Origin of the sequence: Mycobacterium deserti (assembly GCF_025345615.1) — a bacterium.
GTDB lineage: Bacteria > Actinomycetota > Actinomycetes > Mycobacteriales > Mycobacteriaceae > Mycobacterium > Mycobacterium deserti.
Genome location: NZ_JAODWD010000003.1, coordinates 329,351 through 350,310 on the forward strand (window position 1 = coordinate 329,351; position 20,960 = coordinate 350,310).

Sequence of the window (20,960 nt, forward strand, 5' to 3'; positions counted from 1 at the left end):
CCGTCGGCTGCGCGGTGCGGGCCGGACTTCGTAGAGTTTCCAAGGTGCCCGATGCGCGCTTCGCCGAAACCCTACGCGCGCTCGTTGTCACCGGTTCGTCACTGGCGTGCGCAGGAACCGCGCACCAGCTGATCAACGAGCGGCTGCTGCGCCGCCCGCCCGCCGACCCGCCGCCGGTGCACGCGCCGGTGTCGATCCTCGTTCCGGCCCGCGACGAAGCACACAGGATCGGGCCGACCATCCGTTCGCTGCTCGGCCAGCGGGGACTGCCCGATGCCGAGATCCTGGTGCTCGACGACGGTTCGACCGACGGTACGGCCGAGGTGGTCCGCGACGTGGCCGGCTCCGATTCGCGGGTCAAGGTGTTGACCGGCAGCGTCGTTCCGCCGGGGTGGCTGGGCAAGCCGCACGCCTGCGCGCAACTGGCCGCCGCGGCACGCGGTGAGGTCCTGGTGTTCGTCGACGCCGACGTGGTTCTGGTACCGAACGCCGTGGCCGCCGCGGTTGCGGTGCTGCGCGGGCCGCGACCTCTCGACCTACTGTCGCCGTGGCCCCGTCAGATTGTGACCGGACTGTCGGGCCGACTCGTACAGCCGCTGTTGGCCTGGTCGTGGCTGACCACCCTGCCGTTGCGGCTCGCCGAGCGGTCCGCGCGCCCGTCCATGGCAGCGGCCAACGGCCAGTTCCTCCTCGTGGAGGCCGGGGCGCTGGCCCGTGCGGGTGGCTGGCGGAGGGTGGCCGGCGCCGTGCTCGACGACATCGGGATGGCCCGCGCGATCCGCGCGACGGGCGGCCGGACGGGAATCGCCGACGGATCGGCTCTGGCGACGTGCCGGATGTATACCAGCGGGCGTGAGCTGCGCGAGGGTTACCGCAAGTCGCTGTGGGCGGCGTTCGGGTCCCCGGCCGGTGCGCTCGCGGTTGCGGTCGCGCTGTCGGTCGTCTACGTCCTGCCCGCGGCGGCCGCGGTGACCGGGTCGCGGATCGGCGCGCTCGGCTACGCTGCCGCCGTCGTCGGCCGAATGTCGGCCTCGCGGTGGGCCGGTCGGCCGCTCGACGCCGTGGCGCACCCGGTCTCGGTCCTCACCCTGCTGGTGTTGCTGGCGTCCTCGTGGGTGGGTCGTGCGCGAGGCTCACTGCAGTGGAAGGGCCGACCGGTATGAGTCGGGTGGTCGTCATCGGCGCGGGACTCGGCGGGCTTGCCACGGCCGCCCGCCTGGTCGCCGCCGGGCACCGCGTCACCGTCTTCGAGAGCGCCGACACCACCGGCGGGAAGCTCGGCGTCCTCGAGCGCGACGGGTTCACCTTCGACACCGGTCCTTCGCTGCTGACCATGCCCGCCGTGCTCGAGCAACTGTTCGCCGACACCGGCGGCCCTGCGGACCTGCGGTTGACCGCCGTCGACCCGGCATGCGCGTACGTCTTCGGGGACGGCAGTGAGTTGGTGCTGCCGCACGATTCGGCGAAGGTACCCGCGGCGTTCGACGAAGCGCTGGGGCCGGGTGCCGGTGACGCATGGCGGCGACTGCACGCCCGGTCGAGGCGGCTGTGGGAGCTGGTCGGCGAGCCGGTCCTTCGTCGGCCGGTCTCGCTGACGGCCATGGTCCGGATGAGCGCGCGGCCCGCGGATCTGCGTGCCGTCGCGCCGTGGCTGACGATCGACAAGCTCGGCCGCCGGATGCTGCCCGATCCGCGGCTACGGACATGGCTCAACAGATACGCCACCTACTCGGGATCCGATCCACGCCGCACCCCGGCCGTGATGGCGGTGACGTCGTTCGTCGAGCAGGAGTTCGGCGCGTGGTACGTGCCCGGCGGACTGCGGCGCATCGTCGAGGCGGTGCAGGCCCGCTGCGAAGAACTCGGCGTCGAGATCCGCACCGGCTCACCGGTCGAGTCGGTCGCGGTGTCGGGCGGCCGCGCAACGGGTGTTCGGGTCGACGGTCGCGACGTGGTGGCCGACGCGGTGGTGAGCAACGTCGATGCGGCCGACCTGTACGAGCGGCTGCTTCCGACCGGCGCGGCACGGGCCATGCGTCGTCGGCTGCATCACCGGCCGCGGTCGATGGCCGGCTTCGTGCTGCTTCTCGGACTGGCGGGGCGGCGGCCCGGCCCCGCGCACCGCGTGTACTTCCCCCGCGACTACGACGCCGAGTTCGACGCGATCTTCGGCCAGAACCCGCAGCCGGTGACCGACCCCACGATCTACGTGCACTCACCGGACGACCCGGCCCTTCGACCCGACGACGACTCCGAGGGCTGGTTCGTGCTCGTCAACGCGCCCGCGCACGACCCCGGCCATGGCTTTGATTGGGACGCAGAGGGATTGCGTGACGACTACACCCGCCACATACTCGACCTGCTGGCCGACCGCGGTGCCGACGTCCGCGAGCGCATCCGATTCGTCGAGACGATCACCCCCGGCGACCTGCAACGGCGGACGGGCGCGCCGGGCGGGGCGATCTACGGCACCGCCTCGCACGGACCTCGGGCCGCGCTGCGCAGGCCCGCGAATCGCAGTCCAGTGCGCGGGCTCTACCTCGTCGGCGGTTCGGCGCACCCCGGCGGGGGCATCCCGCTGGTGCTGATGTCAGCCGAGATCGTCGCCGGTCTCATCGGGTCTACGGAAAATGCGGCGGAATCGAGCGCCGCACCCCGATCAGCAACTGGAGCATCCCGACGACCCCGACCACCGTCCACGTGACCGCGAACGTGGTTCCCCAGCCCCATCCGAGCCCGGGAACGGCCGGGAACGCCGCGGCGCCGCCGGCGGCCATTGCGACCACGATCAGCCGGGTCGGCCGCTCGGCGACGCTCACCGTGCCGACGCCTGGCATTCCGACCACCTGCGCGCGGGACCGGACATATTCGTGCAGCAGGACGAGGATGAGGGCGGCCGCCACCCACCAGGGCGGGGCTCCGAGCGTCAGGAGAATCGCCGGGAGCAACACATCACCGAGGCGGTCGGCGACCGAGTCGACGACCGCACCCATCGGCCGCGCCCGTCCCGTCTGCAGCGCGACCGCGCCGTCGAGGCCGTCCAGCACGCCCGCGGCGATGATCAGCGGCACCGCCAGCGCGGGCCACCCCGGTCCGGCGACGGCGGCCCAGGCCCCGACCAACACCAGCACCCCGGCCGCCGACAGCACGTCGGGCGGGATACGCAAGACCGGTCCGGCGGCCAGCGTCCGCACGACCCGTAGCCAGCCGCGGACCACTGCCGACGGCTGCACGCCGTCGTGCAGGGACGACCAGCCCACGTCGCCGGGGTCGCTGCCGGAGTCCGCGCTCACGGTGTCAGCCTGCCAGGGTTCGGTGAGGCGATGAGCCGGGTCCGCCGACTCGCGTCCGAAGTTCGCCAGACCTTTCCCGGCAGCGACCTGTCGCTGTGGGCGGCCGGCGCCACCTTCTTCGGCGTCATCGGGATCGCCCCACTCGCACTGGTGTCGCTGTGGGCGGTCGGCGCCCTGGTCGGACACCACACGGTCAACTCCGCGATGGACGCGGCCATCGGCGGCCTGCCCGGCGGACATGGCACCCCGGCGGCGCTGCGCACCCTGACCTCGGTCGCCCTGTCGATGTCGTGGGTGCAAGCGCTCGTCGTGCTGTTCCCTGCGAGCCTCTACGGCGAAGGTCTGCGCCGAGCATTCGTTCAAATGTCCTCGGCGCCAGACACTCTGACGGGCTGGCGGGGCCGGGTCGGCCTGCTCGGGGTGGCAGCCGTCGCACCGTTTCTGGTGCTCGCCGTGCTCGCCTCGGCGTCCTACGTCGGCCCGCTGTACGACGCCGGTGGTTGGTCGCTGGTGTGGGGGATCGTGGTGGCGTTCCACATCGTCTGGCTGACGGTGTCGACCGCGCTGGTCGGTGTGTTCGGGCTCATCGGCCCAGGCCGGCTGGCCTGGCGACCGCTGCTGATCGGCGCCTTCGGCACGGGTTCGATCCTGGCGGGGTTCCTCCAGGGCTTCCTGCTGTTCCTGGCGATCCCGATTCCCTGGTCGGCACCCTTTGGCGGCCTGCCGATCGTCGGTGCCGTCTCGGCGCTGGCGCTGTGGCTCTATCTGTTGCACATCATGGTGCTGTGCGGGTTCCGGGTCACCGTCGCACTCGACGAGGTGAGGCGCCCGTCGGCCGAGTCCTAGCTCACCAGGTCGCGGCACACCTCGGCGGTGGCCCGGGTCAGCGACTCGGCGCCGTCGCGCAGCGCCTGCTCGAGCGGTGTGCCCTCGGCGGTGATCGCGACGAGTCGCTCGACACCGTGGTCCAGCAGCACCGAAGCGTCCGGTCCCACGCGGCCGGCGAAGATGATCACGCGGGTGCCGTGGCGGACCGCCAGCTGCGCGACACCGAAGGGTGTCTTGCCCATCACGGTCTGTGCATCGACGCTGCCCTCCCCGGTGAACACCCAGTCCGCGTCGCGGAGCGCCCGTTCGAGTCCGACGGTCTGCGCGACTTCCTCGACACCGGGTTTGCTCTGCGCGCCAAGGAATTCGACGAGCGCGAAGCCCAGACCGCCTGCGGCGCCCGCGCCGGGATGGTCGGGATTCACGCCGCCCAAAGTCGTGGAGGCGACGGCGGCAAGGCGTGACAGTGCCGCCTCGAGTAGGTCCACATCGGCTGCGGTGGCGCCCTTCTGCGGTCCGAACACCGCGCTCGCGCCGGTGGGCCCGAGCAGCGGTGCGGTCACGTCGGAGGCGACGTGGATGCGGACTTCGCGCAAACGGGGATCGAGTCCCGATACGTCGATGCGGTCGAGTCGTTGCAGCGCGGCGCCACCAGGTGGCAGCACCTTGCCGCCCGCATCGGTGAACACCGCGCCGAGGGCGGTCAACATGCCGGTCCCGCCGTCGTTGGTGGCCGACCCGCCGATTCCGATGAGGATCTCCTCGGCACCTCGGTTCAACGCGGACAGGATGAGCTGCCCGACACCGAACGTGCTGGAGCGCAACACGTCCCGCTGACCAGGCGCGACGAGTTCCAGCCCGGCGGCGGCGGCCATCTCGATGACGGCCAGTTGGCGCAGGGGGACGTAGCCGTACTGGGCCGCGACGGGCCGGCCGCGCGGGTCGGAAACCTCCACGTCGACGTGCTGGCCGTGCAGGGCTTCGACGACCGCGTCCACGGTGCCTTCGCCGCCGTCGGCCATCGGCACACCGACGCACTCGGCGTCGGGCATCACCGACAGCACGCCGTCGCGCATCGCCGCAACGGCTTGGGTCGCGCTCATCGACTCCTTGAACGAGTCGGGCGCCAGGACGATTTTCATCGGCCGAGACTACGGAACTCCCGAGATGTGCGCCGATTCTCCCCGAAATCCGACGGCGTCAGTCGGCGCCCAGTGAGACGAGGATGCGCTTGAATTCCCGTCGCTGCTGCGCGGTCAGGTGCGCCATCAACTTCCGTTCGGCCGCGCGCACGCCCGAATCCGTGCGCGTCAACAGGTCCTCGCCCTCACGCGTCAACTCGGCCGGCAGCGAGCGGCCGGACGCGACGCTGGCCGGGCGGATGACCAGGCCACGGTCCTCCAGTCCGCGCAGCACCATGTTCATCGCCTGCGGCGTGACGTTCGTGTAGCGGGCCAGATCGGCGTTGGACCGCCCCGGGTACTTCGACAGGATCCGCATACAGATGTACTGCGGGAACGCCAGTCCCATGGGTTCCAGCACGGTCGCCGTCACCTCCGCGCGCAGTGCATTCGCCACGCGCGACAGCAGATAGCCGAGTGGCTGGTCCTCGAGCATGTCGCCTGCCGAGCCCGCGGGGCCAGATGGAGTCATATCAAGCATATTGACACATATCAAGTAGATTGATATACCGGGTGTCATGAATCAACCGATGGGTGAGATGTTCGAATCCGCATACCGAGGTGAGGCTCCGGAGATGACCGGCGCGAAGCCGCCGTGGAGCATCGGCGAGCCCCAGCCGGAGCTCGCCGCCCTCATCGAGGCTGGCAAGTTCCACGGCGACGTGCTCGACGCCGGTTGCGGTGAGGCGGCGATCTCGCTGTATCTGGCAGAACGCGGGTTCACCACCGTCGGGCTCGATCAGTCCGAGACGGCGATCGCACTGGCCAAGGAGGAGGCCGCCAAACGCGCCCTGACCAACGCCGAGTTCGGGGTTGCCGACATCAGCAACTTCGGTGGCTACGACGGTCGATTCGGCACGATCGTGGACTCGACGCTTTTCCATTCGATGCCCGTGGAGCTGCGCGACGGATATCAGCAGTCGATCGTGCGGGCCGCGGCGCCTGGTGCGTCGTACTTCGTGCTGGTGTTCGACAAGGCCGGCATGCCCGAGGGCCCGGCCAACCCGGTCACCGAGGACGAGCTGCGCGACGTCGTGTCCAGGTACTGGACCATCGACGAAATACGGCCCGCCCGCATCCACGCCCAGTTCCCGCCGAACTTCGAAGAGTTCTTCCCGGTGATCGACGTGCGCGACGAGCCCAAGGGCCGCAAGTCGGTGCGTGCCTTCCTGCTGTCCGCGCACCTGCCGGGCTGAGGCGACTCGCGACACCGACGACCCCTCGGCGGTCCGGTGGCCGCGATGAGGCAGGATAGGGGCCGATCTCAGCGACGACCCCAAGGAGTCGGATGGCGCAGCCCACCAACCCCAACGGCGCCGACGCTTCCTCTGAACCGAACCACGCCGCCACGGCGGGGATCCGGCCGATGTACTCGCGCGTCCTGCTCAAGCTCGGCGGTGAGATGTTCGGCGGCGGGGAAGTCGGCCTGGACCCGGACGTCGTCCACCAGGTAGCCCGTCAGATCGCCGAGGTGGTCCGCAGTGGTGTGCAGGTCGCCGTGGTGATCGGCGGCGGCAACTTCTTCCGCGGCGCCCAACTGCAGCAGCGGGGCATGGAACGCACCCGCAGCGACTACATGGGAATGCTCGGCACCGTGATGAACAGCCTTGCGCTGCAGGATTTTCTGGAGAAGGAGGGCATCGCGACCCGCGTGCAGACCGCGATCGCGATGGGTCAGGTCGCCGAGCCCTACGTCCCGCTGCGAGCGGTGCGGCATCTGGAGAAGGGGCGGGTCGTGATCTTCGGCGCGGGCATGGGCCTGCCCTACTTCTCCACCGACACCACCGCCGCTCAGCGGGCGCTCGAGATCGGCGCGGAAGTGGTGTTGATGGCCAAGGCCGTCGACGGCGTCTTCACGGCCGACCCGAGGACGAACCCCGACGCCGAACTGTTGACCGCGATCAGCCACCGCGAGGTGATCGACCGCGGCCTGAAAGTGGCCGACGCCACCGCCTTCAGCCTGTGCATGGACAACGGCATGCCGATCCTGGTGTTCAACCTGCTCAGCGACGGCAATATCGCCCGCGCGGTCGCAGGTGAGAAGATCGGGACACTGGTCACCACGTAGCCGGCCGCGCGCTTAAGGAGAACACCGTGATCGACGAGACCCTCTTCGACGCCGAGGAGAAGATGGAGAAGGCGGTGTCGGTGGCGCGCGACGACCTCGCGTCCATCCGCACCGGCCGCGCCAACCCCGGCATGTTCTCGCGGGTCAACGTCGACTATTACGGTGCGGCCACCCCGATCACGCAGCTGTCGAGCATCAACGTCCCCGAGGCCCGACTGGTGGTGATCAAGCCCTATGAGGCCAACCAGCTGCGCAACATCGAGGACGCGATCCGCAACTCCGATCTCGGCGTCAATCCGACGAACGACGGCAACGTCATCCGGGTCGCCATCCCGCAGCTGACCGAGGAGCGCCGCCGCGATCTGGTCAAGCAGGCCAAGGCCAAGGGTGAAGACGCCCGCGTGTCGGTGCGCAACATTCGTCGCAAGGCGATGGAGGAACTGCACCGCATCAAGAAGGACGGCGAGGCGGGCGAGGACGAGGTGTCGCGCGCCGAGAAGGATCTCGACAAGGCGACCCACACCTACACCACGCAGATCGACGAACTGGTCAAACACAAAGAGGGCGAGTTGCTGGAGGTCTAGTGACCGATCAGCATCGCAAGTCCGTGGCAGATACGCCGGTCGACGAACCGCCCAAGAAGAAGTCGCGGGCGGGACGCGACCTTCCCGCCGCCATCGGGGTCGGCGTGCTCCTCGGCGGAATGGCGATCGCCATCCTGCTCTTCGCGCCGATCGGGTGGCTGCCGGTGCTGGCGGTCTTCATTCCGGTCGCCACGCATGAGGTCATCCGCCGGTTGCGGGAGGCCGGCTACGCGCTTCCTGCGCTCCCGCTGCTGATCGGCGGCCAGGCGATGATCTGGCTGACGTGGCCGTACGGGGTCACCGGACTGCTCGGCGCTTACGGCGGCACGATCGTGGTCTGCATGGTGTGGCGCCTGGTCGGGCAGGGGCTGCGCGAGCAGCCGGTCAACTACCTGCGCGACATCTCCGCAGCGGTGCTGCTGGCGACATGGGTACCGCTCTTCGCCAGTTTCAGCGCGCTGCTGATCTTCCAGGACCACGGCGGCGGGCGCGTGTTCGCCGTGATCGTGACGGTGGTGTTCGCCGACATCGGGGGATACGTCGCGGGAGTGTTGTTCGGCAAGCATCTGATGGCGCCGGCGATCAGCCCGAAGAAATCGTGGGAGGGACTGGGCGGGTCGCTGCTGTTCGGAATCACCGCCTCGGTGCTCGCGGTGACGTTCCTGCTCGAAAAGCCGTGGTGGGTCGGCGTTCCCCTTGGTCTGCTGCTGGTGACCACCGGCGTGCTCGGCGACCTGGTCGAGTCCCAGGTCAAGCGTGACCTCGGCATCAAAGACATGGGCGCGCTCCTGCCGGGGCACGGCGGCGTCATGGACCGCATCGACGCCATGCTTCCGTCGGCGGTCGCCGGCTGGATCGTCCTGACCCTGCTGGCCTAGTCGCTCGGTAGCGCTGCGCGCATGGTGGACGCGGTCGGCGAGGCCACCGATCGCTGACGGCGGGCTCCTCGGGCGTTGAGCCAACACGCCAATGCACCGATGACGAGGCCCACCGCGATACCGATGTCGGGGCGTTCACCGAGCATCGCCCACGACAGCAGGCCGGCAACGGCCGGAATCACCGCGAACAGCATGGCGACCGCGGCAGCGCCGTAGTTGTTGATCGCCCGGACATAGAGCGACATGCACAGGGTGGCGTTGAACAGCACGACGGCCGCGACGGCGCCGGCCGCCTTCCACGGATCGGTCACGTGCCAGGGCATGACGGTGGCCAGCGCCGCCACCGGCAGCAGAGCCACTCCGTTCTGCAGCGCAGCGGAGGCGCGGAAGTCCACGTCGGAGCAGAAGCGCTGCTGGTAGACCCCGCCGACGGCCAGCGACACGAGGGCGACGATCAGGAGCAGCACGACCGTGTCGACGCCGCCGATCGCCAACAGCCGCCCCGCGCAGGCGGCCAGCACCGCCACCACGCCCAGGACCAACGCGCCGACGCGTGTCCACGAAAGGTTTTCGCTGAGGAACATCGCGGCCAGCACCGCCGTGATGACGGGATTCATCGAGATGACCACCGCGCCCAGGACCGCGGGCGCGCCGTGCATCAACGCGATGTACAGACAGATGAACTGCAACGCCTGGGTCAGCAAGCCGGTGATCAGCACGTGGACCAGCGCCCGGCCTGTGGGCCATTTCACGCGGGCGGCCAGGGCCCAGCCCGACAGGATGGCACCGGCGAGTCCGAACCGGAACACCAGCACAGCCATCGGTGACATGGCCGAAACCGCAAGCGCGCCAATGGGATAGCCGAGCGCATAGAAGAAAGTCAACGCCGATGCGGCCCCGAGGGGCATCGTACGTGTGGCCTTAGACATCATCGGACTCCATCGTTGCGAGCAACGCCTGTCCTCGCCAATCAATTTCCGCGCCGCGGAGGTGGGATACTGACAGGACACATGCCAACATCCCTGCCTCTGGTCTTCGACCCGCCGCGACGCGCCATGCCGCCGCGGCACTTCGCCGACCTCGACGCCGACGGCCGCGCTGAGGCCGTCCAACAGCTCGGGCTGCCCGCATTCCGCGGAAAACAACTGGCCAACCAGTACTACGGGCGGTTGATCGCCGACCCGCATCAGATGACCGATCTGCCCGCAGGAATGCGCGCGCAGGTCGCCGACGCGTTGTTCCCCAAGCTGCTCGATGAGGTGCGGGAGATCGAGTGCGACGCGGGGGAGACCCGCAAGGCGTTGTGGCGTGCGGTGGACGGCACCACGTTCGAGTCGGTGTTGATGCGCTACCGCGATCGCAATACCGTGTGCATCTCGTCGCAGGCCGGTTGCGGCATGGCATGTCCGTTCTGCGCGACCGGCCAGGGCGGCTTGAAACGCAATCTCTCGACGGCGGAGATCCTCGAGCAGGTGCGCGCCGCAGCGGTCGAACTGCGTGAGCGCGACGGGGACGGGATCGCGCCCGTGGCGCGCGGTGGCCGGCTGTCGAACATCGTCTTCATGGGCATGGGCGAGCCGCTGGCCAACTACAACCGGGTGCTGGCGGCGGTCCGGCGAATCACGGCGGCCTCGCCCAACGGGTTCGGCATCTCGGCGCGCTCGGTGACGGTGTCCACAGTCGGGCTGGCGCCGGCGATCCGCAAACTGGCCGACGAACGACTCGGCGTCACACTCGCGCTGTCACTGCACGCGCCGGACGACGAACTGCGCGACACCCTGGTTCCGGTGAACAACCGCTGGAAGGTGTCCGAAGCGCTCGACGCGGCGCGCTACTACGCCGATTCGACAGGGCGACGCGTGTCCATCGAGTACGCCTTGATCCGCGATGTCAACGACCAGCCGTGGCGCGCCGACCTTTTGGGCAGAAAGCTGCATGGCGCCCTGGGTCCGCTGGTGCACGTCAACGTGATCCCTCTGAACCCGACGCCGGGTAGCGAGTGGGATGCGAGCCCGAAGCCCGCCGAGCGCGAGTTCGTCAAGCGGGTCCGCGAGCGTGGCGTGTCATGCACGGTGCGCGACACCCGTGGCCGTGAGATCGCGGCTGCCTGCGGACAATTGGCCGCCGAGGGCTAATCGCCGGGAGCGCCCTCGAACCAGACGTTCTCCTCACGAAGTCGGCGGCTGCGCCAGCCGTCGGCGGTGCGCACCATTTCGTGGTGGTAATAGCCGCCGCACGAACTCATCTTCGCCACGCCGGGCAATTGCATCGGGTTGTAGAACATCGCGCGCACCTGGGCGGTGTCGCCGTCGATCTCGGCCTCGATATTGGTGATGTAGTGCATGCTCCACGGGATGACACCGAAGTTCGCAACGAACCAGTCGACCACCTCGTCGCGGCTTCCGACGACCGCTCCCGCCGACGAATAGTCGATGTGAGCATCGTCGGTGAACACCGACCGGTACAACTCCCAGTCCTTGGTGTCGACGGCGCGGGCGTAGCGGTACAACAGTCGGGCGATGCCGGCCTCGTCCGTCATTCGGGCATGCCGATGGTCTTCGCTTCCAGGTACTCCTTGTAACCCTCTTCTCCGTTGCGGTATCCCAGGCCGCTCTGCTTGGTGCCGCCGAACGGACTGTTGATCCCGAAGTGGCTCTTGCCGTTGATCGTGACGTTGCCGGTGCGCATCCTGGTGGCGATCGCGAAGGCGCGGTCCACGTCACCGCTGCTGACTTCGCCGGACAGACCGTAGATGCTGTTGTTGGCGATCGCGACGGCTTCGTCGTCGCTGTCGTACGGCGTGACGGTCAGCACCGGCCCGAAGATCTCCTCCTGCGCCACTTGCGAATTCGGGTCGACGTCGGCTAGCAGCGTCGGCTGGGTGTAGTAGCCGGTCGGCAGGTTCTCGGGAACGCCGCCGCCGGTGACCAGTCGGGCCCCTGAGTCGATGCCCGAACGGATCAGGCCGAGCACCTTCTGCCGCTGCGTCTCGCTGATCTGTGGACCCTGCATGTTGCCCGGCGTCCACGGGTCGCCGATCGGGAAGTTCTCCATCATGTTCTTGAGAACCTCGAGACCCTCGTCGTACCTACTGCGCGGCAACAGAATTCGGCTGGGCAGGATGCAGCTCTGGCCCGACATCACGCACGCCATCATCGCCGCCAACGGCAGCGCCGAGTTGAAGTCGGCGTCGTCGAGCACGATGTGCGCCGACTTGCCGCCCAACTCGAGCAGCGTCTTCTTCACCGTCGGGGCGCCGGCCGCGAGGATCGCCCGGCCGGTGGCCGTGGATCCGGTGAAGGTGATCATGTCGACCCGCGGATCGGCCGTCAGCGCCGCGCCCACCTCGTTGGCGCCTGCGACCACGACGTTGAACACCCCCGCGGGGATGTCGGTCTCCTCGGCGACGATGCGTCCGTATTCGCTGCCGGACCACGGAGTCAGCTGCGCCGGCTTGAGCACCACGGTGTTGCCTGCCATCAGCGCGGGAACGGTCTCGGCGACGTTGAGGTAGAACGGGACGTTCCACGGTGTGATCGCGCCGACCACGCCGACCGGCTCGTAGTGGATCTTGCGCCGTGCCGGGCCGAGCGGCGTCTCGTGCACACCGTTGTCGACGAGATAGTCGAAGTTGCGGCCGTGCTCGGCCCAGTGCTTGACCTCTTCGATCGGGCTCTCGATCTGGCTACCGCTCACCGATACCGGACAGCCGACCTCGGTGATCAGGACGCGACGCAGCCGCTCTTTGTTGCGCTCGAAAGCCTCGTGCAGCTGCGTCAGGCAGTGGTAACGGAACTCCAGATCCCGTGACCAGTCGGTCTCGTCGAACGCGCGCCGCGCCGCGCCGACCGCGCGGTCCATGTCGGCGACCGTTCCGTCGGTGGCCTGGCCCGCGACTTGCTCGCTGGCCGGGTGGATCACGTCGAATGTGGCTCCGCTGGCGGTGTGCTGCAGTTCGCCGTCGATGAGCATCCGCTCGTCGCCGGCCAACACCCCTGTTTGATCCTGCACGCTGGTCATGTGCTCAGCATTACAAATCGGCGCGGCAGTGTCAGGTGTTTTGTCTGATCCCCACGGCGTGGCGGAGCTGCGCGAGGAACTGGTCGTCGTCGTCGCTGCGCACGATGTAGTGCGACACCGCAACCCGGATGGCGGTGGCGGCCTTGACCGCGGCGTTGGATCCCGTGAGCAATTTCTCCAATCGGGCCCGCATGACGGGGATGATCCAGCCGAGCTGTCCGATCACCACCTCGGGCTCGATGTCGACGAGCCGGACGCCGGAGTACGAGTGCTGATAGGAGACGATGAACCGCAGTGCCGCGTCGAGTTTCTCGGTGCCGCGTAGGCCGGCGGTCGCACGGCTGATCCCGGTGTCGAACATCTCGCGCTCGTAGACGCCGAACGCGTCGAGCAACTCGCCCTTGGAGGCGAACCAGCGATACAACGTCGGGCGGGACACCCCGGCCTGCAGCGCCACCTCGGACAGGCTGAGCTTGGTCTGTCCGCTGCGGCCGAGCACGTCGGCGGTCGCGACCAGGATCCTATGCCTGGTCGAGGTGTCCTCGACTGCGTCGCGCAGCGGTTCGTTCACATCCGGGCTTTCCTCGTCGGGTTTCTCGATCGTAGTTCGTCGTTCACAGCGATTTCGCCAGGAGCGCGACCGTGTCCAGGTCCTCCAGCGCGGCCACGGCGCGGCGCAGACCTTCGAGCGCGATGCCCTCGTCCTGCATTCCGCCCATGCCCGCGGTGATCAGCGCGGCCACATACGGGTACAGCGCGCCGCGCCGGTAGCGCTCCCACAACTCGTCGCCGTCCAGGTGCGGTCCGCCCGCGGCCGTCAGCGCAAGGCGGTACTCGTCGAGCAGATCTTGTTCAACCGACCGGCGCTTGGCGGTGGTCATGCTGGTGATCAACGTGTAGGCCAGTTCGCGACTCGGATGGCCGCAGCGCACGGCCTGCCAGTCCAGCAGCCCGGGTTCGCCGTTGCGGAAGTAGACGTTGCCCGGATGAGCATCGCCGTGCATGACCGTGTGCGGCGGTTCGTCGATGAGACGGGCGACAGCGCGGTAGTTCTCGTCGATGAAGCGACCGTTGCCCACCGGGAGGTCGGTGCGTTCGGCGATCCGTCGCGCGGACGTCTTGAGCAGCGGACCGGTCAACAGTGAGGCGGTGTCGGCCGACGCCGTGTACAGCCAGCGTGGAACGCGTTCCCAGAACGTCGCGTGCAATTGCGCGAGGAGTCCGACGATCATGCTCGCCTGGTCGCGGTCCAGCGGGTGCAGGGTGTCGGGAAATACGCACTTGTCGACCGCGAGGTCTTCGAGGACCAGCACGAAGCGCCCGGTCAGCGAATCGAACTCTGAGCCGTAGGACGTGGGCAGCCCCGTCAGTTCCGGTGCGAGTTCGCGGTAGAAGCGTGTCTCGGTGGCGGCGAGCCGGCCCATCTCGCCCATCAGCCGGGTCGGGACGGTTTCGGCGGGCATCTTGACGAAGACGGACTGCGGCACGTTCTCACCGGTCAGCGCCAGGCGGGCGCGGGAGGAGGTCCCGGCGTCGCCGCCGATCACCGACACCGACGTCACCGGTCGGCCCAAGATCTGCGACAGGTACGCGGCGTCGACGTCGGCGACCGTACGGGGAAGCGATCGGAAGCGGCCGACGACCGTGTCGGTGGCGATACGTTGTACGCCGCGGCCGACGTGGGCCGCCAAGCCGACGACCGGGGCAACCCGAATCACGCGGATAGTTTACAAAGTATGGCTGATTTGTAAGGCGCTTTGGGAGGATCGGATGTCCGGACCGTTGCAGGGCCACCGAGTCGTCGAACTCGGCGTGTGGGTGGCAGGCCCGGCCGCGGGCGGGATACTCGCCGACTGGGGCGCTGACGTCGTGAAGATCGAACCGCCGGAAGGCGATCCGGCGCGCACCTTCGGACGGATGCTCGGCCTCGATGGACAGGAGAGTCCGCCGTTCGAGATGGACAACCGTGGCAAACGCGGCATCGTGCTCGACCTGACCAGTTCCGACGGTCAAGCAACAGCTCTCGAATTGCTCAGCGAGGCAGACGTTTTCCTGACCAACATCCGCCCGGCGGCGTTGCAGCGAATCGGGCTGGACTTCGAGACGGTGAGCCGACGCAACCCCCGGCTTGTGTACGGACTGATCACGGGCTACGGGATGACCGGGCCCGACGCGGAGCGCGCCGCCTACGACGTCGCCGCATTCTGGGCCAGGGCGGGATTGGCGCATCTGCTGACCCGGCCGGGGGATTCGCCGCCGTTCCAGCGCGGCGGCATGGGCGACCACATGGCGGCGATGACGATGGCCGCCGCGGTGTGCGCCGCATTGATCGCCCGCAACCGAACCGGCACAGGCCAACTGGTCAGCACGTCGCTGTATCGGCAGGGCGCTTACGCCGTCAGCTTCGACCTGAACACCTTCTTGATGACCGGCCACCCGATTGCGATCGGGCAGCGCGAGTCGATGGCCAACCCCTGCATGAACAACTACGTCGCTGGCGACGGGCGACGGTTCTGGATCGTCGGCCTGCAGGGCAACCGGCACTGGCCCGCACTGTGTCGCGCAGTCGGCAGGACCGACTGGCTCACCGATGCCCGCTTCGACAACGCGAGGTCACGCGCGGCCAACGCCGCAGTACTGATCGGCGAACTCGACACCATCTTTGCGACCAAGGCACTCGAAGAGTGGGCGGAATTGTTCGACAGCGAACCGGATTTCTTCTGGTCGCCGATCAACTCGATGGAAGACGTCCTCGCCGATGACCAGTTTCACGCCGCGGGCGGCGTGGTCTACGTGCCTGACGGGGAGTCCAGTGCGCCGATGGTGGCGACCCCCGCGGACTTCTCCCGCACACCCGTCGAAATGCGCTCTGTCGCACCGAAGCTCGGACAGCACACCGAGGAGGTACTCGCCGAACTCACGGCGCGAAATGCTTGACGCCTGCGGCGTGGCGGAGCTGGTTCAGGAAATCGGCGCCATCGTCGCTGCGCACCAGGTAGTGCGAAATCGCAACGCGCACAGCGGTTGCCACCGCGACGCCGCGGTCGGGTCCCTGGGCGAGGCGCTCGAGTCGCCCGCGCATCAGCGGGATCACCCTAGACAGCCGTTTGATGACCAGGGCCGGCTCGATGTCGATCATGCGCAGCCCGGGGTAGGACTGCTGATACTCGACGATCACCCGGAGCGCCGCGTCGAGCTTCTCGCATGCGGGCAGATCAGCAGTCGCGTCGGTGATGGCGCGTTCGTAGAATTTGCGTTCCCACACCACGAACGCGTCGAGCAGGTCTTTCTTCGAGGCGAACCACCGGTAGAGCGTGGGGCGGGACACGCCCGCCTGCAGGGCGACCTCGGACAAGCTGAGCTTCGTCATGCCGTTGCGGCCGAGCACTTCGGCGGTCGCAGCGAGAATTCGCTCCCGCGTCGATTGGTCGCCGTCAGCCACCTGCATCGTCATAGCTTTACAGTATTTTCCCCAAGTGTCACGACTGCGCCGAAATGGAATTCCGGGCGCTCAAGGCCGCGGCTTGATAGCCATACCTTCCGTCTCGCGGAGAGAGAACGCCCGCCGCACCTGATCGACGATGTAGCCGGGGCCATCTCCCGCGATCACGCGGATGTGCAGCCAGCCGAGTTGCTGCAGCATCGCGAGCCTTCTGACGTCCCACGCATACCGCGCTCGGTCGGTGCGATGCTGGTCGCCGTCGTACTCGGCGGCGATTTTCAGGTCCTCCCAGCCCATGTCGAGGTAGGCGAATGGCCTGCCGTTCTCGCCGAACACCGGGATCTGAGTCGTCGGGGTTGGGAAACCCGCGTCGACGAGCAGCAGTCGCAACCACGTTTCCTTCGGCGACTGCGCGCCGGGGTCCATCAACTCGAGCACCTTCCTCAGGCGACGGACGCCGCGAGCACCCTTGTACAGCTCGATGAGCGGTCCGACGTGCTGGGCGGCCAGGCCGGTACAGCGCGCGAGGTCGTCCATATGCGCGACGGCTTCGCGAAGTTCCAGGTGGCGTCCCAGATCGAACGCCGTCCGCTGGATGGTTGCGACGGCCATGCCGTTGAACTCGATTACCTCGTCGGTGGTGAATCTTTCGTTGCGCGCGACGATGCCGGCCGGCGGATGGTTGTTGTTCCACAGGAGTTCGACCGGCGAACCCTCGTCGACCCACCGCGCGCCGTGCAGCGCCGCCGCGGCGCGACCGGTGATGACGCCGCGCTGCCCTGACCAGAGGTAGGCGCCGACGGCGTTGTTGTACAGCGACGATGTGCCGACCCTCGGCATGTACACGTTCGGGTACAGATTGCGATACGCCGTTCGCAGCTGGTGGCGACGGAGTTCCCCACGCGCGACGGCTTCACTGCCGACGAAGATGATTCCCATCGCTGAATCGTGCGCACGCGACCGACACCGTCGAAACAGAAGCGAGGGTTATCAACAGCCTGCCTTGATAGCAGGGAATTCCATTTCGGCGCAGAGTGGGGGAGCTAAGGGGCGGGCATCGGGCGCACCAGCACCGACTGCTGGATGGCGCCGACCGCGCCGCTCTCGTCGAACAGTGTGCCGAGCGTCGTGCCGATGCCGTCGGGTCCGTAACTGGTCTCGGCGCGGATCCCGATCCACTCGCCCTCCGGCATGCGGTGCAGGTGCACGACGAGATCGGTGTTCATGAACGTCCACTTGCGGATGTCCAGCTTCGTCCCGATTCCGTTGGCGTCGTCGGCCACCGCGAACAAGCGCTCGAGCGGGGTCATGGACTCGCCGTTGACGAGGTCGACCGTCGGCCGCAGCCACGACTCACCGGGTCCCTGCGCCATCGGCGTGGTCAGCCAGCGCCAGTCCAGGCTGTGCACGTAGTTGCGATCCCAATCCTTCTCCAGATTGCGATTGTGGGCCTCGGCGAGGGGACGCAGTGGCGGAGCGGAAGCGTGCGCGACGTCGGCAGTGTCGATGGTCTTGAGCCGCCACCCGCTGGCCTTGGCGACGGCTCTGGGCTCGCCGTCCTTCCCGGGCGCCAGCATCTCGGCGCTGACGAGTTCGATCTGCTTGCCGGAGCGCTCGATTCGGGACCGCACCCACAGCTCACCTTCGGCGGGGACCGCGCCGAGCAGATCGACCAGTACCCTGCTGAGGCGTGTGTCCTCGCGCGCCTCACAGCGTTCCAGGGCGCGAACCAGCAGCGCCGACACCGGCGCCCCGTGCTGGATGGCGGCCGACCACGTGCTGCGAACCAGATCGGTCGGGCGGAACCTCTCGCCGAGCGCGTCGCCGCCGTCGATGAGTTCGTAGTATGCGTCGCTCACGGCATGCCCGCGGCGGGGACGTCGACCATGACCGCGTCGAGCCGAGACAACTTCGTGCCCACAAGGCGCTGCGGATAGGCGTCGGCGCTCGTCAGCATGAACAACGTGCGGCCCTCTGGCCCGCCGAGCGTGCAGGCGATCGCGGTGCGCTCACCCATGTCGATGCGGTCAGTCACGGTGCCGCCGTGAATGATTCGCTCGAACTGGTGGGCCAGCGTCATCGCCGCCCACACACCGCCTTCGGCGTCGAGGGCAATACCGTCCGGCGGTCCGTCGAGCCCGTCGGCAAAGGCACGCCGGTCCGACAGCGACCCGTCCGGACCGATCGAGAACGCGGTCAGCCTGCGGGCCGTCGACTCGGCGACGATCAGCGTTGCACCGTCGGGAGTGATGACCATGCCGTTGGGGAAGTCGAGATCCTCGGCGACGATGGTCGGCGAGTCATCGGGGTCGATGCGCACGATCACACCGCCGTTGAACGCCTGCGAACCGACGTAGGCCCGCCCAATCCCGTCGACGACCATGTCGCCGAGATTCGCAGGCACACAGTCCGACAGGTCGGCGATCGTCGTGACCGTCTCGCCGTCGTAGCGCAATACCTGGCGATTCTCGGTCGACACGACCAGCAGCGACCCGTCCGGGCGGAACCCGAGACCCGACGGTGCATGACCCGCCAGCGGCAAGGTGGTCATGGCGCCCTGCAGCGTGACGGTGTGCACCGCTTCGCCCAGCATGTCGGAGAACCACAGCAGCCCTTCGAACCAGCGTGGACCTTCCCCGAAACAGAACCCGTCGGCGAGCGTGGTCAATGTCGCACCTTTACAAAACACGTCACAAGTGTCACGCTCGCTGGGTGCCACTGTCAACCGGATGCTGGTCATGAAGAAGTACTACGGCCACACGCTTCTGTATCTGCACGAGACGATCGCACTCGGATCCGGCCGCACCGACCGGTTCACGGAGGTGTTCGGTGACCTCTACCAGCCGATGATGACCGACCTCGGCGCGCGGTTGTTCGCGATGTGGGAGACCACGCCCTACAACGGCCACTGGCCGCAGGTGACCGTCATCTGGGAGATCGACAAGTTCGCCGACTACGCGCACATCGGCAGGTCGCAGGCCCGCGGCGGCAGCCACGCCGATGCGGCCGCCGCATGGTCGACCTACCTCGCCGAAATCGGTGCCGCCGGCGAGGGCCGCATCATGTACGCGGGCAAGTTCAACAGAACGCTCGCGCAGTTGCAGGACGAGCAGTTCGGCGCGGGTCTGGTGATCCAGGAGATCATGCAGACCAAGCCCGGCCGCCAGGACGACTACATCCGTGAACTCGAGCGGTTGTACGTGCCATGGTCCGAGCGCACCGGCAAGCGCTGGCTCGGCTCGTTCATCACCACGTTCCGGTTCAACGAGGTCATTCACTACTGGGCGCTCGACGGAGACTGGGACTGCTTCGAAAACCATTACCCGTCATGGAAAGACGCCCCGCCCGCCGAGATCGTCACCTGGATGAGCGTCGCGCCCGCGCTGCGTGACGGCTGGGAGGACTCGATCCTGGCGGCCCTACCGCCTTCTCCGCTGCGATGACGTCGACTGTGACACAGGATTTCTCCTACGATCCGTTCGATCCGGCGGTGATGGCCGATCCGCTGCCGTACTACCGCGTGCTGCGCGACGAGCGCCCGGTGTATTACATCGACAAGTGGGACACCTACGCCCTGTCGCGGTTCGACGACATCTGGCAGACGCTGGCGGTCAACGACGGAACGTTCGTCGCATCCGAGGGAACTCTGCCCTCGGCAACGGTTTTGGCGCACCCCAACGACGGTCCGGTGCCCGACCCGCCGCTGCATCCCATGCCGTTTCACGCCAACTTCGACGCGCCGATCTACGACGGTGTCCGGCGCTGCACGTCGGGACAGTTCCGGCCGAGGGCCGTCGCCAGGCTGGCCGAGCGAGTCCGTGAGTTGGCCAACGAGCGGCTCGACGAGTTGCTTCCGCGGGGCCGGTTCGACCTCACCCAGGACTACGGCGGCATTGTCGCGGCGTCGATGGTGTGCGAACTTCTCGGCCTGCCCGTGGAATTGGCGTCCGACGTGCTGGCGACGGTGAACGCGGGCAGCCTGGCACAGCCGGGCAGCGGTGTCGAAGTGGCCAACGCCCGGCCGGGCTACCTGGAATACCTCGTGCCGCTCGTGCAGCGCAGCCGCGCCGAGGGGCCGGGAGGCAACTCGATCGCCGACAATCTGGTCGACTTCCGATTGCCCGACGATTCAACCCTCAGCGATATCGAGGCCGCCACCCAGATGCTCGGCGTGTTCATCGGCGGCACCGAGACCGTGCCCAAGATCGTCGCGCACGGCTTGTGGGAGTTGGGCAGCCGGCCCGATCAGACGGCAGCGGTGCGAGCCGATGTGGAAGCCAATGTGCCCGTCGCGCGCGAAGAGATGATCCGTTACTGCGCGCCCGCTCAGTGGTTCGCCCGCACCGTGCGCAAGCCGTACACGATTCACGGCACGACGATAGATCCCGGCAAGCGCGTCATCACGCTGCTCGCCTCGGCCGCGCGCGACGAACGCGAGTACCCCGATCCGGATGAGTTCATCTGGAATCGACGCATCGAGCGACTGCTGGCCTTCGGTCGCGGCCAGCACTTCTGCCTCGGCGTGCACCTCGCGCGGCTGGAGATCGGCGTCATGGTGACCGAATGGCTCAAGAGGGTTCCCGAGTGGCATATCGACGGCGACGCCGCCTTGCGTCCGCCGTCGAGTTTTCAGTGGGGCTGGAACAGTGTCCCCGTTGAGGTCTGA

General features: G+C 68.0%; 23 protein-coding genes. 11 read left to right on the forward strand and 12 right to left on the reverse strand.

Annotation, left to right across the window (positions count from 1 at the left end; all coding sequences use genetic code 11):
* Window positions 1-44 precede the first annotated feature (44 nt).
* Both N4S67_RS12915 and N4S67_RS12920 read left to right on the forward strand, forming a co-directional pair.
* Complete coding sequence (locus tag N4S67_RS12915; RefSeq protein ID WP_260993374.1) at window positions 45-1,163, forward strand: glycosyltransferase; 1,119 nt, start codon at window positions 45-47, stop codon at window positions 1,161-1,163.
* Window positions 1,160-2,704, forward strand: a complete 1,545-nt coding sequence (locus N4S67_RS12920; protein WP_260993375.1) for a phytoene desaturase family protein — start codon at window positions 1,160-1,162, stop codon at window positions 2,702-2,704. The genes N4S67_RS12915 and N4S67_RS12920 overlap by 4 nt, the downstream gene beginning before the upstream one ends.
* On the opposite strand, the gene N4S67_RS12925 is transcribed toward N4S67_RS12920, so the two are convergent.
* A complete protein-coding gene (locus N4S67_RS12925; protein WP_260993376.1) occupies window positions 2,622-3,293 on the reverse strand; it encodes a CDP-alcohol phosphatidyltransferase family protein in 672 nt (223 codons plus the stop codon). The genes N4S67_RS12920 and N4S67_RS12925 overlap by 83 nt on opposite strands.
* A gap of 30 nt (window positions 3,294-3,323) precedes the next feature.
* On the opposite strand from N4S67_RS12925, the gene N4S67_RS12930 reads away from it, so the two are divergent.
* Window positions 3,324-4,139 carry a YihY/virulence factor BrkB family protein gene (locus tag N4S67_RS12930; protein WP_260993377.1) on the forward strand — a complete coding sequence of 272 codons (816 nt, stop codon included), beginning with the start codon at window positions 3,324-3,326 and terminating at the stop codon, window positions 4,137-4,139.
* Here the strand turns inward: N4S67_RS12930 and N4S67_RS12935 are convergent.
* Both N4S67_RS12935 and N4S67_RS12940 read right to left on the reverse strand, forming a co-directional pair.
* A complete protein-coding gene (locus N4S67_RS12935) occupies window positions 4,136-5,263 on the reverse strand; it encodes a glycerate kinase (protein ID WP_260993378.1) in 1,128 nt (375 codons plus the stop codon). The genes N4S67_RS12930 and N4S67_RS12935 overlap by 4 nt on opposite strands.
* 58 nt (window positions 5,264-5,321) lie before the next feature.
* Window positions 5,322-5,774 carry a MarR family winged helix-turn-helix transcriptional regulator gene (locus tag N4S67_RS12940; RefSeq protein WP_260993379.1) on the reverse strand — a complete coding sequence of 151 codons (453 nt, stop codon included), beginning with the start codon at window positions 5,772-5,774 and terminating at the stop codon, window positions 5,322-5,324.
* A gap of 46 nt (window positions 5,775-5,820) precedes the next feature.
* Here N4S67_RS12940 and N4S67_RS12945 point away from each other — a divergent pair, with 46 nt between their 5' ends.
* The 4 genes from N4S67_RS12945 to N4S67_RS12960 all read left to right on the forward strand — a co-directional run bounded on the left by N4S67_RS12945 (window position 5,821) and on the right by N4S67_RS12960 (window position 8,832).
* The gene (locus N4S67_RS12945) at window positions 5,821-6,498 is read left to right on the forward strand and encodes a class I SAM-dependent methyltransferase (protein ID WP_260993380.1); all 678 of its coding nucleotides are present in this window, start codon (window positions 5,821-5,823) and stop codon (window positions 6,496-6,498) included.
* 92 nt (window positions 6,499-6,590) lie between these two features.
* Window positions 6,591-7,370 (forward strand): UMP kinase, encoded by a 780-nt coding sequence (gene pyrH, locus N4S67_RS12950; RefSeq protein WP_390893351.1) that lies wholly within the window; start codon window positions 6,591-6,593, stop codon window positions 7,368-7,370.
* A gap of 26 nt (window positions 7,371-7,396) precedes the next feature.
* The gene (gene frr / locus N4S67_RS12955; protein WP_260993381.1) at window positions 7,397-7,954 is read left to right on the forward strand and encodes a ribosome recycling factor; all 558 of its coding nucleotides are present in this window, start codon (window positions 7,397-7,399) and stop codon (window positions 7,952-7,954) included.
* Entirely contained in the window at window positions 7,954-8,832 is an 879-nt protein-coding gene (locus N4S67_RS12960) for a phosphatidate cytidylyltransferase (protein WP_260993382.1), read from the forward strand. Before frr ends, N4S67_RS12960 begins: the two co-directional genes overlap by 1 nt.
* Here the strand turns inward: N4S67_RS12960 and N4S67_RS12965 are convergent.
* Window positions 8,829-9,761, reverse strand: coding sequence for a DMT family transporter (locus N4S67_RS12965; RefSeq protein WP_390893352.1), 933 nt, complete (start codon window positions 9,759-9,761; stop codon window positions 8,829-8,831). The genes N4S67_RS12960 and N4S67_RS12965 overlap by 4 nt on opposite strands.
* An 81-nt stretch (window positions 9,762-9,842) precedes the next feature.
* Here N4S67_RS12965 and rlmN point away from each other — a divergent pair, with 81 nt between their 5' ends.
* On the forward strand, window positions 9,843-10,967 hold the full coding sequence (rlmN, locus tag N4S67_RS12970; protein WP_260993383.1) for a 23S rRNA (adenine(2503)-C(2))-methyltransferase RlmN: 1,125 nt from the start codon (window positions 9,843-9,845) through the stop codon (window positions 10,965-10,967).
* Here rlmN and N4S67_RS12975 read toward each other — a convergent pair.
* The 4 genes from N4S67_RS12975 to N4S67_RS12990 are packed head-to-tail and all read right to left on the reverse strand — an operon-like array spanning window position 10,964 to window position 14,570.
* Entirely contained in the window at window positions 10,964-11,371 is a 408-nt protein-coding gene (locus N4S67_RS12975) for a nuclear transport factor 2 family protein (RefSeq protein WP_260993384.1), read from the reverse strand. The two genes, rlmN and N4S67_RS12975, sit on opposite strands and share 4 nt — an antisense overlap.
* The gene (locus tag N4S67_RS12980; protein WP_260993385.1) at window positions 11,368-12,852 is read right to left on the reverse strand and encodes an aldehyde dehydrogenase family protein; all 1,485 of its coding nucleotides are present in this window, start codon (window positions 12,850-12,852) and stop codon (window positions 11,368-11,370) included. The genes N4S67_RS12975 and N4S67_RS12980 overlap by 4 nt, the downstream gene beginning before the upstream one ends.
* 31 nt (window positions 12,853-12,883) lie before the next feature.
* The gene (locus tag N4S67_RS12985) at window positions 12,884-13,423 is read right to left on the reverse strand and encodes a TetR/AcrR family transcriptional regulator (RefSeq protein ID WP_260993386.1); all 540 of its coding nucleotides are present in this window, start codon (window positions 13,421-13,423) and stop codon (window positions 12,884-12,886) included.
* A 43-nt stretch (window positions 13,424-13,466) separates the two neighbouring features.
* Entirely contained in the window at window positions 13,467-14,570 is a 1,104-nt protein-coding gene (locus tag N4S67_RS12990) for an ecdysteroid 22-kinase family protein (RefSeq protein WP_260993387.1), read from the reverse strand.
* Between the two features lie 52 nt (window positions 14,571-14,622).
* On the opposite strand from N4S67_RS12990, the gene N4S67_RS12995 reads away from it, so the two are divergent.
* The gene (locus N4S67_RS12995; RefSeq protein ID WP_260993388.1) at window positions 14,623-15,789 is read left to right on the forward strand and encodes a CaiB/BaiF CoA transferase family protein; all 1,167 of its coding nucleotides are present in this window, start codon (window positions 14,623-14,625) and stop codon (window positions 15,787-15,789) included.
* Here N4S67_RS12995 and N4S67_RS13000 read toward each other — a convergent pair.
* The 4 genes from N4S67_RS13000 to N4S67_RS13015 all read right to left on the reverse strand — a co-directional run bounded on the left by N4S67_RS13000 (window position 15,770) and on the right by N4S67_RS13015 (window position 18,962).
* Complete coding sequence (locus tag N4S67_RS13000) at window positions 15,770-16,306, reverse strand: TetR/AcrR family transcriptional regulator (protein WP_260993389.1); 537 nt, start codon at window positions 16,304-16,306, stop codon at window positions 15,770-15,772. The genes N4S67_RS12995 and N4S67_RS13000 overlap by 20 nt on opposite strands.
* Window positions 16,307-16,363: 57 nt before the next feature.
* On the reverse strand, window positions 16,364-17,233 hold the full coding sequence (locus N4S67_RS13005; RefSeq protein ID WP_260993390.1) for a hypothetical protein: 870 nt from the start codon (window positions 17,231-17,233) through the stop codon (window positions 16,364-16,366).
* A gap of 104 nt (window positions 17,234-17,337) precedes the next feature.
* The gene (locus N4S67_RS13010) at window positions 17,338-18,153 is read right to left on the reverse strand and encodes a thioesterase family protein (protein ID WP_260993391.1); all 816 of its coding nucleotides are present in this window, start codon (window positions 18,151-18,153) and stop codon (window positions 17,338-17,340) included.
* Complete coding sequence (locus N4S67_RS13015; RefSeq protein ID WP_260993392.1) at window positions 18,150-18,962, reverse strand: SMP-30/gluconolactonase/LRE family protein; 813 nt, start codon at window positions 18,960-18,962, stop codon at window positions 18,150-18,152. Before N4S67_RS13015 ends, N4S67_RS13010 begins: the two co-directional genes overlap by 4 nt.
* A gap of 70 nt (window positions 18,963-19,032) precedes the next feature.
* On the opposite strand from N4S67_RS13015, the gene N4S67_RS13020 reads away from it, so the two are divergent.
* Entirely contained in the window at window positions 19,033-19,737 is a 705-nt protein-coding gene (locus tag N4S67_RS13020) for an NIPSNAP family protein (protein WP_260994025.1), read from the forward strand.
* On the forward strand, window positions 19,734-20,960 hold the full coding sequence (locus N4S67_RS13025; protein WP_260993393.1) for a cytochrome P450: 1,227 nt from the start codon (window positions 19,734-19,736) through the stop codon (window positions 20,958-20,960). The genes N4S67_RS13020 and N4S67_RS13025 overlap by 4 nt, the downstream gene beginning before the upstream one ends.

What these genes read in the sequence shown, in the direction of transcription:
- N4S67_RS12965 (WP_390893352.1), bottom strand. Translation starts at nt 9,761, where the DNA reads ATGTCTAAGGCCACACGTACGATGCCCCTCGGGGCCGCATCGGCGTTG.
- N4S67_RS13000 (WP_260993389.1), bottom strand. Translation starts at nt 16,306, where the DNA reads ATGACGATGCAGGTGGCTGACGGCGACCAATCGACGCGGGAGCGAATT.
- N4S67_RS12920 (WP_260993375.1), top strand. Translation starts at nt 1,160, where the DNA reads ATGAGTCGGGTGGTCGTCATCGGCGCGGGACTCGGCGGGCTTGCCACG.
- N4S67_RS13005 (WP_260993390.1), bottom strand. Translation starts at nt 17,233, where the DNA reads ATGGGAATCATCTTCGTCGGCAGTGAAGCCGTCGCGCGTGGGGAACTC.
- N4S67_RS13025 (WP_260993393.1), top strand. Translation starts at nt 19,734, where the DNA reads ATGACGTCGACTGTGACACAGGATTTCTCCTACGATCCGTTCGATCCG.
- pyrH (WP_390893351.1), top strand. Translation starts at nt 6,591, where the DNA reads ATGGCGCAGCCCACCAACCCCAACGGCGCCGACGCTTCCTCTGAACCG.
- N4S67_RS13020 (WP_260994025.1), top strand. Translation starts at nt 19,033, where the DNA reads ATGAAGAAGTACTACGGCCACACGCTTCTGTATCTGCACGAGACGATC.
- N4S67_RS12980 (WP_260993385.1), bottom strand. Translation starts at nt 12,852, where the DNA reads ATGACCAGCGTGCAGGATCAAACAGGGGTGTTGGCCGGCGACGAGCGG.
- rlmN (WP_260993383.1), top strand. Translation starts at nt 9,843, where the DNA reads ATGCCAACATCCCTGCCTCTGGTCTTCGACCCGCCGCGACGCGCCATG.
- N4S67_RS12930 (WP_260993377.1), top strand. Translation starts at nt 3,324, where the DNA reads ATGAGCCGGGTCCGCCGACTCGCGTCCGAAGTTCGCCAGACCTTTCCC.
- N4S67_RS12995 (WP_260993388.1), top strand. Translation starts at nt 14,623, where the DNA reads ATGTCCGGACCGTTGCAGGGCCACCGAGTCGTCGAACTCGGCGTGTGG.
- N4S67_RS12935 (WP_260993378.1), bottom strand. Translation starts at nt 5,263, where the DNA reads ATGAAAATCGTCCTGGCGCCCGACTCGTTCAAGGAGTCGATGAGCGCG.
- N4S67_RS12945 (WP_260993380.1), top strand. Translation starts at nt 5,821, where the DNA reads ATGAATCAACCGATGGGTGAGATGTTCGAATCCGCATACCGAGGTGAG.
- N4S67_RS12975 (WP_260993384.1), bottom strand. Translation starts at nt 11,371, where the DNA reads ATGACGGACGAGGCCGGCATCGCCCGACTGTTGTACCGCTACGCCCGC.
- N4S67_RS12940 (WP_260993379.1), bottom strand. Translation starts at nt 5,774, where the DNA reads ATGACTCCATCTGGCCCCGCGGGCTCGGCAGGCGACATGCTCGAGGAC.